Source organism: Clostridium sp. FP1, assembly GCF_011065975.2.
Taxonomy (GTDB): domain Bacteria; phylum Bacillota; class Clostridia; order Clostridiales; family Clostridiaceae; genus Clostridium_AD; species Clostridium_AD tagluense.
Genome location: NZ_JAAMNJ020000001.1, coordinates 555,004 through 567,327, shown reverse-complemented (window position 1 = coordinate 567,327; position 12,324 = coordinate 555,004). Strand labels below are relative to the sequence as shown.

At 30.7% G+C, this 12,324-nt stretch carries 11 protein-coding genes; 5 read left to right on the top strand and 6 right to left on the bottom strand.

All coding sequences use genetic code 11. The features are described 5' to 3' along the window. Positions 1-19: 19 nt before the first annotated feature. The gene (locus G9F70_RS02955) at positions 20-2,047 is read right to left on the bottom strand and encodes a urocanate hydratase (RefSeq protein ID WP_164945169.1); all 2,028 of its coding nucleotides are present in this window, start codon (positions 2,045-2,047) and stop codon (positions 20-22) included. A 254-nt stretch (positions 2,048-2,301) separates the two neighbouring features. After that, positions 2,302-2,787 carry a response regulator gene (locus tag G9F70_RS02950; RefSeq protein ID WP_224617389.1) on the bottom strand — a complete coding sequence of 162 codons (486 nt, stop codon included), beginning with the start codon at positions 2,785-2,787 and terminating at the stop codon, positions 2,302-2,304. 261 nt (positions 2,788-3,048) lie between these two features. Here G9F70_RS02950 and G9F70_RS02945 point away from each other — a divergent pair, with 261 nt between their 5' ends. Next, positions 3,049-4,155 (top strand): AI-2E family transporter, encoded by a 1,107-nt coding sequence (locus G9F70_RS02945; protein WP_164945167.1) that lies wholly within the window; start codon positions 3,049-3,051, stop codon positions 4,153-4,155. Between the two features lie 9 nt (positions 4,156-4,164). Here G9F70_RS02945 and tsaD read toward each other — a convergent pair whose 3' ends face one another. Beyond that, positions 4,165-5,187 carry a tRNA (adenosine(37)-N6)-threonylcarbamoyltransferase complex transferase subunit TsaD gene (tsaD, locus tag G9F70_RS02940; protein WP_164945166.1) on the bottom strand — a complete coding sequence of 341 codons (1,023 nt, stop codon included), beginning with the start codon at positions 5,185-5,187 and terminating at the stop codon, positions 4,165-4,167. A 258-nt stretch (positions 5,188-5,445) separates the two neighbouring features. On the opposite strand from tsaD, the gene G9F70_RS02935 reads away from it, so the two are divergent. The 3 genes from G9F70_RS02935 (at position 5,446) to G9F70_RS02925 (ending at position 7,599) form a co-directional block, all read left to right on the top strand. Continuing rightward, positions 5,446-6,084, top strand: coding sequence for a RusA family crossover junction endodeoxyribonuclease (locus tag G9F70_RS02935; RefSeq protein WP_164945165.1), 639 nt, complete (start codon positions 5,446-5,448; stop codon positions 6,082-6,084). A gap of 108 nt (positions 6,085-6,192) precedes the next feature. Next, positions 6,193-6,336, top strand: a complete 144-nt coding sequence (locus G9F70_RS02930) for a hypothetical protein (RefSeq protein ID WP_164945164.1) — start codon at positions 6,193-6,195, stop codon at positions 6,334-6,336. A gap of 174 nt (positions 6,337-6,510) precedes the next feature. Further along, positions 6,511-7,599: a branched-chain amino acid aminotransferase gene (locus G9F70_RS02925; RefSeq protein ID WP_263484223.1), complete on the top strand. Its 1,089-nt coding sequence runs from the start codon at positions 6,511-6,513 to the stop codon at positions 7,597-7,599. Positions 7,600-7,649: 50 nt separating this feature from the next. Here G9F70_RS02925 and G9F70_RS02920 read toward each other — a convergent pair whose 3' ends face one another. Both G9F70_RS02920 and glgP read right to left on the bottom strand, forming a co-directional pair. Beyond that, positions 7,650-8,483 carry a hypothetical protein gene (locus G9F70_RS02920; protein WP_164945162.1) on the bottom strand — a complete coding sequence of 278 codons (834 nt, stop codon included), beginning with the start codon at positions 8,481-8,483 and terminating at the stop codon, positions 7,650-7,652. 114 nt (positions 8,484-8,597) lie between these two features. Further along, entirely contained in the window at positions 8,598-10,217 is a 1,620-nt protein-coding gene (gene glgP / locus G9F70_RS02915) for an alpha-glucan family phosphorylase (protein WP_164945161.1), read from the bottom strand. 254 nt (positions 10,218-10,471) lie between these two features. Between glgP and G9F70_RS02910 the strand changes: the two genes are divergently transcribed. Beyond that, a complete protein-coding gene (locus tag G9F70_RS02910; protein ID WP_164945160.1) occupies positions 10,472-11,083 on the top strand; it encodes a DUF4230 domain-containing protein in 612 nt (203 codons plus the stop codon). Between the two features lie 85 nt (positions 11,084-11,168). On the opposite strand, the gene G9F70_RS02905 is transcribed toward G9F70_RS02910, so the two are convergent. Continuing rightward, complete coding sequence (locus tag G9F70_RS02905; RefSeq protein ID WP_164945159.1) at positions 11,169-12,113, bottom strand: ROK family protein; 945 nt, start codon at positions 12,111-12,113, stop codon at positions 11,169-11,171. Between the last annotated feature and the right edge of the window lie 211 nt (positions 12,114-12,324).

The window sequence follows — 12,324 nt, the reverse complement described above, 5'->3', positions numbered from 1 at the left end:
TTTACTTATAAATATTTTTTTATTTATTAAAAACTTTTTCTATTGCTTTTGAAATAATTACATCATCTGTTAAGTATGGCAATGTAATATGATCAATGTTAGCATTTTTCTTGTTGTAATCTATGCTTGTTTCTATTGAGTGTGGATTTCTAGCCCAAGCACGCCTGGCCACTCCACCCATAACATCCCAAGCCATTGATGACTTTATAATACTATCTATTCTGTCACTACCATCAAGTACAAGCCCAAAACCACCATTAATAGATTTACCTATACCTACCCCTCCACCATTGTGAAGAGCAATTAAACTCATGCCTCTGGCAGCATTTCCTGCAAAACATTGAACTGCCATGTCTGCCATTACATTGCTTCCATCTTTTATATTAGAAGTCTCTCTAAATGGGGAATCAGTTCCACTAACATCATGATGATCACGACCAAGCATTATAGGACCAACTTCACCCAGTCTCACCATATCATTAAACTTCAAGGCAATATCTATTCTACCCTGCGCATCTTGATAAAGTATTCTAGCCTCAGTTCCAACTACCAATTTATTCTTTTCTGCATCTCTTATCCATATATAATTATCTCTGTCCTGTCCGCGTCTATTTGGATCAATACATCCCATAGCTGCCTTATCTGTCTTTACTAAATCCTCATGATTTCCACTTAAGCAAACCCATCTAAACGGTCCATAACCATAGTCAAAAAGCATCGGTCCCATTATGTCTTCTACATAGGATGGGAATATAAATCCATCTTTCTCATCTACACCATTCTTAGATATTTCTATAGCGCCTGCATCATAAACAGCCTTCATAAATGAATTTCCATAATCAAAGAAATAGGTTCCTGTAGCTACCATTTTCTTAATTAACTCAAAGTGTTTAATCAAGGTTTTATCAACTAACTTTGTAAATTTATCTCTATCTTCTTTTAATAACCTGGTTCGCTCATCAAAGGTAACTCCTTGAGGTGCATATCCTCCATCATAGGGTGCATGACAAGAGGTTTGGTCTGATAGTAAATCTATATTTATGTTGTTATCTACTACATATTGGAGTAAATCCACTATATTTCCGTGATAAGCAATAGATATAGACTCTTTTTTCTCTACTTTTTCTTCCACAATTTTAAATATATCTTGAAGGTTATCTGAGGCAATATTTACCCATCCTTGATCCAGTCTTGTTTTAATTCTTGAATAATCAACTTCTGCTATAATTCCAATTCCATTTGCAATTTCTATAGCTTTAGGTTGAGCCCCACTCATTCCACCAAGTCCAGAAGTTATAAATATTTTACCTCTTAAATCACCATCGTCTGGTATTCCAAGTTTCAATCTTCCTGCATTAAGCAAGGTGTTAAATGTACCATGTACTATTCCTTGTGGTCCAATGTACATCCATCCTCCTGCTGTCATTTGGCCATAGTTTGCAACTCCAAGTTGGGTTGCTACATGCCAATCCTTTGGATTATCAAACATTCCTATCATAAGCCCATTAGTTATAATAACTCTTGGTGATTGAGGTGATGATTTGAAAAGTCCAAGTGGATGTCCTGACTCTAGTACAAGGGTTTGATTCTCCGTTAAATTTTCCAAATATTTTTTTATCAGTCCATACTGCATCCAATTTTGACATACCTGTCCTGTTTCACCATAGGTCACTAATTCATAAGGATATAATGCTATATCTGAATCTAGATTATTTTCAATCATTACTTGAAAAGCTTTACCTTCTAAGCAATTACCAATATATTCATTTATAGGCTTACCATAAATTCTGCCTTGTGGTCTAAACCGGTATCCATATATTCTTCCTTTTGTAATTAATTCCTCCATAAACTCTGGTGCAAGCTTTGCATGATATTTTTCTGGAATATACCTAAGTGCATTTTTAAGAGCAAGCTCTGTTTGATTCTTTGTAAGAGTAAACCCTCTATCTGGCGCTCTTCTTATCCCCACTGTAAACTCAGGCATACTAGGTAGTTCGTCATCTATTTTAATAGTCATAGCCTGTTCAATATCAAAATTATTAATCATATATCTGCCCTCCTATATTTTAACACTATTGTGTTATGTAACTACTCTGAATATTATTATTATTTTCTTCATGCTTAATATATTCTGCACTTTTTTACATATCCCTTCAATTTTTCACTATAAATAGCCATTAAATATTGTTTACACGTTAATACTTCATTATGCTACACTACTATAAATAATGAGTATAGGAACATTAACGGGGATAACAATTAATAATTGTTATCCCCGTTAATTATTCATATACTCATTAACTAAAATTTATATTTTCTACCGCAATATTTACAAAATTTCGCAAGTTTCTCGTCATCATCCATTTTTACCCCACAGTATGTACAAAACAAGGGCTTCATATGTTTACTGTATTTATTTAATAATGGTTGATTTTCAACCATTACTTTTTCCAATTTTTCTTTAGTTATCGGAGTATGTATAAACCCATCTATTGCACTATTATTAAAATCCTCTAATTTAATATCATTACTTGAGGATAAAACACACTTTGTTTCAGGATACATTTCTTTTATTTGTTTCAATATTTTATCACCTGTTTTTTCTTTCATAATGAAATTTGCTATAATAAGGTTACAGTTTAACTCCCTTGCATCCCTAACTGCATTAAATTCATTACTTATGATAACCTCATAGCCTAAATTTATAAGCATGTCCCTCATAATAAGATTTTCAAATTTACAATCATTAACTAAGAGCACTTTATACATATTTTTTCTCCTATTCAAAATATTTTTTATATGATTTGTTACTCTTTTAATATTTATTTTACTAAATAAAAAAACTTTTATGATTTTATATGAGTTATAAAATCAGTAATAATTTAGAATCTATTGTACATAAGAAAAGTGTACCATTATATTTAAAGCTTTACAATTTCTTTTACATAAAAAATACAGATTACTGATATTTTATATACAAAATTTATGATATAATCGTTTAATGACACTATTACTAAAAAAATCATTAATTAAGGAAGTGAATTAAACTTGTTTAACGATAAAAAAATCCCTTATGTAAAATTAATTCCTATAATTTTATTATCATTTATTTTATTAAGAGTAGTAAATGATATAGAAGCACTTACAACTTCCTTTAGCGTTTTCATATCCTACATAAGTTCCTTTATATGGGCATTCGGTATTGCTTACTTATTAAACCCTATAATGGTTAGTATTGAAAAAAAATTCCATACAAAACGTGCTTTAACTTTACTTATTATATATGTATGTGTTTTAGGCATATCATTTTTTAGTATCACCATACTAACCCCAAATATAGGTGTAAGTATTCGTGAATTGACAGATGCCACTCCTGGGTACATAGCTAAAACTCAAATTTGGGTTTCTAATAATATGGATAAGGTTCAATTACTTGATAAATATGGTATAACCAAATATTTAGAAGAAGCTGCCTCAACATTCATGTCTAACTTAACTAGGTACCTAAATACAGGTATTAATTTTGCTTTCCTGACAGCTGTAGGCTTTACCTCTACTTTTATGAAGTTTTTGCTTGGATTTGTTGTGTCGCTGTATCTTTTAAAGGATAAAGAGATATTAATACTAAATATAAAGAGACTGATTTATGCAATCTTTAAAAAAGAAAATGCAGATAGTTTACTGAAATTTAGTAAAGAAGCGAATTCTATTTTTTCAGGTTTTGTTATAGGTAAATTTATTGACTCTGTTATTATTGGTTTTATATGCTTTGTAGGACTTAGCATTTTAAAAATGCCTTATGTTGTACTTATAAGCTTAATAGTTGGAGTTACAAATATGATCCCTTATTTTGGACCATTAATTGGAATGGTTCCCGCTTTCTTTATTACTCTACTTGATAGTCCTGTAAAAGCTCTTTGGGTACTTTTATTCATAATTATTCTTCAACAATTTGACGGATTATATTTAGGTCCAAAGATCCTTGGAAAATCTGTTGGTTTAAGTCCCCTGCTTATTATCCTTTCCATACTAATAGGTGGTGGAACCTTTGGAGTCCTTGGTATGTTCCTTGCAGTACCCACCATGGCCATTGTTATACTACTAGCTGAAAGATTCATTAATAGGAGACTAAAAGAAAAGGATATTAAGTTATAATATCCTTTTCTATCTTTCTCCAAGTTTTAAGTTTGGTATTGCATTGAGTTTTAGGCCAGAAACTCTTTCTCTAATTAATTCAAAGTAAGCTGCACTTCCAATCATAGCTGCATTATCAGTGCAAAGCACCATTTCTGGAAACAGAACTCTTATATTTTTCTTTTGCCCTTCTTTTATCATAGTTTCTCTAAGGCAAGAATTTGATGCTACCCCACCAGCTATTGTTATCTTATCTACACCCTTTATTTCACATGCCTCTAAAGCATTATTAACCAAAACATTAACCACAGCCTTTTGAAAAGATGCTGCCACATCAGGTACATTAATCTCCTCATTTTTCATGTTCATTTTATTTAGGTAATTTAGCACCGAGGATTTAACTCCACTAAAGGAAAAATCTAAGCTATTGTCATGAAAATTAGCTCTTGGAAATTTTATAGCATCTGCATTTCCTTGTTTTGCTATTTTATCTATTTTAGGCCCACCAGGATACCCAAGTCCAATAGCACGAGCCACCTTATCAAATGCTTCTCCCGCTGCATCATCTCTAGTTTGACCCATAACTTCAAACTCACCGTGATCTTTCATATATACAACAAATGTATGCCCACCTGAAGCTACCAAACATATAAATGGTGGCTCTAGCTCCTTATATTGAATAAAGTTAGCACTAATATGACCTTCTATATGATTAACTCCAATTAATGGTTTATTAGTTGCATATGCCAGTCCCTTAGCATATTGAACACCTACAAGTAATGCTCCAACTAGCCCTGGACCATAAGTTACTCCTATTGCATCTATATCATCTAGTCTAACTTTAGCTTCATCTAAAGCCTCTTGAACTACAGCACTTATTACTTCTATATGTTTTCTAGATGCCACTTCCGGAACAACGCCTCCAAATTTTTCATGTATATCTATTTGTGATGCAATAATATTTGATAGAATTTCGCGACCATTAACTACCACCGCTGCCGCTGTCTCATCACAACTCGATTCTATTGCAAGTATTTTAATCTTCTTTTCCATTATTTTTACCCACCTTTAATATAGTTTATATAATTTTCCAGCTATGTTCATAAGCTTTCTAAAAATTTTCGTATCTATTAATAACACAAATTAATTATACTTTATTGAGTTTAGCTTTTCAAATCTTTATCCGCATTTTTAAGTGTCCTTACTGAGTATCTATACTTTATGATATAATTGTGTATGTGATTATATCATAGAAAATTAATTTAAGACTAATAATTATCATCTATTGGAAATAGATCCTAGGGGGAAAATATGAGTAACACCTATGCAAAGGTCATAATAAAAGGCTCGCCTATTTCAAAATCTAATTTTAAACTATTCAACATGAATGGAAGAGCTATTTTGCCTTATAGTTCCGGCAAATACCATGATAGATATGCTTTATATGAAGAAGAAATTGCTTATCAATGTAGAATTCAAAATTCCAATATTTTTTTAACAGAGTCTCTTATTGCTGTTCTAAAGGTATATTATAAAAGTATAAAAAGACATCCGGACACAAACAACATAACAAAGAGTATCTTTGACGGTATAGAGAAAAGTGGACTTATAGTAAATGATGCCCAAGTTACAAGGCTCATTATTGAGGAGTTTTATGATACGGAAAATCCCAGATTTGAATTAGAGCTTTTTGGTGAAAGTACCTATGCTATGAATTACTCAATAGTTGAAAAAAAAGAAAAGAAGCAACCTATTAATTATGATTTACCTTCAAATAAGAAAAAAATAATAGGTTCTAAAGCTAATAAATCAAGTTCTGTGCTGGTTAATAGCTGCTCCTCAAAACTCATATGTGAAATATGTGGAAAATCAGTATTAAAGGATAACTGTATTTCTGCAAACAAAGGTAAAACTTCGCTCTGCAAAACCTGCTTCAAAAAATTATTTTAATAAATTTCAAAATGGAATAAACTGTCCCTCTTTATATATACATAATACCAATAAATATGGCTATGCTATTAATATAAATATCGCAAAATATGAAGGGAGACATCACTCATGAACAGAAATAAAAAAACTAAGAACAAAAAGGTTAATGAGGCTATAAGTAACATGGAAAACAGTACGAGTTTTGAATCTTTAAATGATATGCATAATAATAAGTTTCAGGATAAAAAAAGTAATCCTGAAGGATTAGAGTGATAATTTTTAAGAATACAATAAAATAATGAGTTTAATAATCATAAAATGAATAAAAAGTTGCATTAATGAATTAAAAATTCTATTAATGCAACTTTTTATTCATTTTAAAAATATTCTGAATTTAATTTATTAAATTGTTAATAATAATATGACTTGTCCATATTTTATGTTATAATGAACCTATATTACATATATTTAAATTTTCAAAAAAATTTACATAATAGGAGGATTCATATGAAAACAAATGTTAATATCGATTGGAATAATTTAGGTTTTACTTACATGAAGACAGATTTAAGGTATGTTTCAATATGGAAGGATGGCAACTGGGACGCCGGAAATTTAGTTGAAGATAACAATATTACTATAAGTGAGGCTTCAACAGCTATTCATTATGGCCAACAATGTTTCGAAGGCTTAAAAGCTTATCGTACAAAAGATGGTAAAATTCAACTGTTCAGACCTGATGAAAATGCTAAACGTATCAATAGAAGTTGTAATCGTATTCTTATGCCTGAAATACCTGTTGAAAAATTTATTGATGCATGTATTCAAGTTGTTAAAGCAAATGAAGCTTTCGTTCCACCATATGGAACTGGTGCAACACTTTATCTTAGACCTTACGTAATAGGTATTGGTGATAATCTTGGAGTAAGAACAGCACCTGAATTTTTATTTGGCATATTCTGTTGCCCTGTAGGTGCCTACTTCAAAGGTGGAATGTCTCCTGTAAACTTTATGATTTCAGAAGAATTTGATAGAGCAGCACCACACGGAACTGGTGCTGCAAAAGTTGGAGGAAATTATGCTGCAAGTCTTTTAGCTCATGTACAAGCTGTAGAAAAAGGATTTGCAGACTGTATCTACCTTGATCCTGCAACTCATACTAAAATTGAAGAGGTTGGTGCTGCAAACTTCTTTGGAATTACTAATGATGATGTATTTGTAACTCCAAAATCACCATCAATACTTGCTAGTATAACTAAATACTCACTATTACACGTTGCAAAAGAATATTTAGGATTGAAAACAGAAGAAAGAGATGTTCTAATTAATAATCTTTCTGAATTTAAAGAAGCAGGCGCATGTGGTACTGCTGCTGTAATATCCCCTATCGGTGGTATAGAGTATAAGAATGAACTTCATGTTTTCCACAGTGAGACAGAAGTAGGTCCAATTACTACAAAACTTTATAACACTCTTTATGGAATCCAATTTGGGGACGTAGAAGCTCCAAAAGGATGGATTGTAGAAGTAAAATAATAATTAGTACAATAAAAGGTTTACCAATTTTTATATTGGTAAACCTTTTATTATTTTTTTATTTGTTTATTACCATTTTCTGTGTAAAATATTTCATTAGTTCCCTTTTTATTTGTAATTTTTTTTCTTACTAATAGGTCACTGCCTCCTACATCTTTTATATGTGAATGGTGATGAATTGTTTTATCTATAACCTTATTTACATTATCAATTACGTCCTTGCTACGCTTGCTATATGAATCACTTTCAAATATAGTGTTTTTCACACTATTTTTAATTACATCAAAATGAGTAAAATTATTGAATTGTAAATTTTCAAACTCATTATTTATATTTTCAATTTCTAAAAGGCTTTCTCCAACTAATTCAAATAACTCTTTTAGAACCTCATTATTTTTAATTATTCCAGGGATTTTAACGCTAATTGTACTTTCAGTCTTGGCAGGAGATTGACCTACCTGTTCACTTACTATTTCCAATAATATATCTGATTGGGTGTTTATTAATTCTCTAATAGTCTTATTCTGTAAAAATCTTTTAATAGCCACATCACTGTTACTTCTAACAATAAATTTATCACTTAAATCATCATAATTTACTTTTATATCCTGCATATCAAAAAAATTCAGGAAATAATTATTAAAATACTCTCCGAACACCTTAAATCTAAAACCACGTTTATTTGAAAACACACAATAAACTCTAGTATATACAGGCTCATTTCTACTATGTGAATTATAAGTATCTAAAACAATAATCCAATCATGAAATTTTTTTATAACTTCGTAATTCTTAAAAACTGCATCTTTAACAATAAATTCAGCTTCTATATCAGCACTTAGCATTTTCCATACATCTTCATGTGTAGAACCAAATAACCTCATTAATTTCATCTCCTTTTATGTAACTATACCTATATAATAACTTATCTCCATTGTAAATTCTAGTATTTCCCATTGTAAATAGAAAAAAACCATGATTTTATCATGGTTTTTTTATTATTTTATATAGAGCTTATTATAGTATTCATCTAACATTCTCTCTACTGAGAATTCATAGCTTGTAGTTTTAATACTTTCTTTCATCATTTCTACCCACTTTTCTCTATTTCCATAATAAGTAGTCATAACTCTATTTATTAAAGTGTCATAAAGAGCCTGCGTATCATGTTTATCTAATTCCACTTCTGGTAAATCATCAAGACCTACTCCATCTCCAAATTGCCATCCATTTACACCATCATTGCATGCTTCCGGCCACCAACCGTCTAGAATAGAACAGTTAAGCACACCATTCATTGCAGCTTTCATTCCTGAAGTTCCACTGGCCTCCAAAGGTCTTCTTGGATTGTTTAACCATATATCTGAGCCTCTAGTTAGCATTCTTCCTATATTCATGTCATAATTTTCTAGGAATACTACACTGTTTGGATACTTCTTCATCATTCTTACAAGCTTTGCCACTATTTCTTTTCCTATATCATCAAGGGGATGAGCTTTTCCTGAAAATACAATTTGAACTTTCCCACTTTTTAGTAGTGGAGATATAATCTCTTCCTTTGTAAATATCAAATCACTTCTCTTATATGGTGCAGCCCTTCTTGAAAATCCAATAAGTAACTTATCTGCATCTAGCTCTGTGCCTGTTCTTTCTTTAATAAATCCTATTAGCTCCTTTTTAACAATTAGGTGATTTGCCCATAGGTCTCCATTGTTTTCATAGGCATTAGTAATTCGAGCATCTACCCAGGTTGGTTTATGAATTCCATTAGTTATACCAATAATTTCAGACCTTCCAGCAACAGTTTTCCACATTTTATTTGCAGTTAAGCTATGAAGCTGTGCTACGGCATTTGCCTTTCTTGATAATCTAAGTCCAGCTACCGTCATATTAAATGGTTCTCCACCAAATCTAATCATTTGCTGCCTAGTTAATCCATTAAATGCGCCCATATACTCTAATTTGGAAACCTCATGAGATTCATTACCTTCAACTATCGGAGTATGAGTTGTAAATACTACCTCTTCGCGGGTTTTATTCCAAGACTCCTCAAAACTAAATCCTGATTGCATTTTTTCTTTTATAAGTTCTGTAGCGGCTAAGGCTGCATGACCTTCATTAAAATGGTATACATCTATAGGTATATCTAGAGCTCTTAAAGCTTTAACTCCCCCAATACCTAATACTATCTCTTGGGCAATTCTTTCTTCTCCAAACCAGCCATACAACTGTCCAGTTATCCAATTATCCCCATTCTCTGGTATATCCGTATCTAAAAGGTATAGTGGATTATTTCCGAATTCCTCTAATTTCCAAACCTTACACACTACATCTATATCCCTTATTTTAACAGTTACTTTCACCCCTGTATCTTGCATGAAATCATATTCATAATTATGGTATGTATCATAAGCTTTTCCATTTTTATCTATAAGTTGATCAGTATATCCTTGTTTCCACTTAAGCCCTATTCCCACCAGCGGAAGATTTAAATCTTTAGCTCCTTTTAAATGATCACCTGCAAGTATTCCGAGACCTCCTGCATAAGCTTTAAAATCTGGATGTAGTCCATACTCCATACAAAAATAAGCAACTCTTGGAAGATTATTATTATCCATCAATTTTCCCCTCCTATAATCCTTTTTAATTTTCATATCTTAGTAAATTTTCAGTCTATTTTAATTGTAGCTTTTATAATTATTATACATAATTTTTTTAATTAGTGCAACCGTTTGCATTATTTTTTTCTCTATTAATTATTTTTCCCTACTTATACAAGTAGTTAATTTTTCTTCTGAAATGCTATTAACTACCATATAATATATTAGCCATATTATATTATCATTTTAATATTATAAGGAGTTGCTTTAGCATGAATTTAAAATCAGCCTTCAAACCTATAAAACGCAAAAATAAACTTATTTTTTTAGTTATGCTATTATGTATAACTATCTCATCAATAATGGTTTATTCCATTATAAACCATTTTAATAAGGATAAAGTTATAAGCACTACTCTTATTTCAGAAAGGTTATCAAAAATATCAGAGCTATCCACAACAAAATATAGCTATTCTAATATAATAGCTCTAACAGATAGCAAAAAAATCAAAGATTTCCATATTCCCTTTACTGAAAAGTCCTTTTTAATTAAATACAGTGGCTATATTAAAGCAGGGGTAGATTTAAAGGATTTAGATATTGTTGTACTTCAAAAAAACATTACTATAACTTTAAAAAAATCTAAAATTCTTGATCATGTAATAAATAATGAAGATTTTTTTGTTTATGATGAAAAATCCTCAATGTTTAACAAACTTAGTATTCAGGATATGATAAATGAAATCAGCAATCAGAAAAACAAGGTTGAAGGTGATTTAATTAAAACAGGATTTTTAGAGGGCGCTAATGCTAATGCTAAATTGCTTTTACAAGGCATTTTATGGGATATGGGTTTTGAAAATGTAACCATAATTTTCAAATAAATCACATTTAAAAAATAAAAAAATCACCATGAAAATTTATCAAATTTAATAAGTTTTCATAGTGATTAAAAGAATGTCGTTAAATCTATAGTTTGTCCAACATCGCCGCCCCAATAATACCAGCATCATTTCCTAGCGTTGCAATCTTTATGTAACAAACGGGTATTTCTTTAAACAATTTGTGTTTTTTAATATCACTCAGTAGCAATTCCATAAAAAATTCCCCAGCTGCAGAAACTCCACCGCCAATGCCTATCATTGTTACATCCAAGATATTTAATATATTACAAATTCCTATAGAAAAATATTTAACGAATCTCTCTACAACTAAATTAGCTAATTTATCTCCTTGTTTTGCACAATCAAAAATTATTTTAGCATCGATTTCATCCAAACCATTTATTTTTTTAAGTATTAATGTATCCTGTGGATTTTCATTTATCAATTTTTTAGCATACTTAATTATACCTGTAGCTGAAGTAAAGGTTTCAAAGCAACCATTATTACCACAGGCACAATTATAAAAATTTTCTCCTACTGTCATGTGTCCTATTTCTGCTGCAGCTCCATTTTTCCCTCTATATAATTTACCATTTAAAATTATTCCTCCACCAACACCAGTTCCTAAGGTTAAAAAGACTGAATTTAAATGATTTTTCATTGTTCCAAATAAATACTCGCCACCAGCTGCAGCGTTTGCATCATTTTCTATGAATATTCTTTTACCAGTTTTTTCTTTAAGTATTTTGCATATATCTACATTTTTCCATCCTAAATTTACACATTCTTTTATTATTCCACTCTTATAATCAACCAGACCTGGAACCCCAATACCTATAAGTTCAATGTCATCTATAGAAATATGGGAGACTTCCAAGGTTTTATATATTAAATTAACCATATCCTCGATTATTACTAGTGCCCTTCTTGAAGCTAAGGTTGGTGTGCTTTTTTTAAGGACTATATCCCCTTCATTTGTAACAATACCAACAACTATATTAGTTCCACCTAAATCAATCCCTATACGCATAATTTTTACCTATCCTCTCATCTTTAATTCGCTCTTCTTTTAAAAAATAACTAGTCAGAGTACTAGTCCATTTTCTGATAATTTATATAATATAATTTTATAAATGTTAAAAAGCAGAAAGTAAATTGTTTTTCTGCTTTTTAACGTTTAATTCTTCTAGCATGGTACTAGAGGCCATATTTTTAATATGCCTATTAATATTATACTTTTA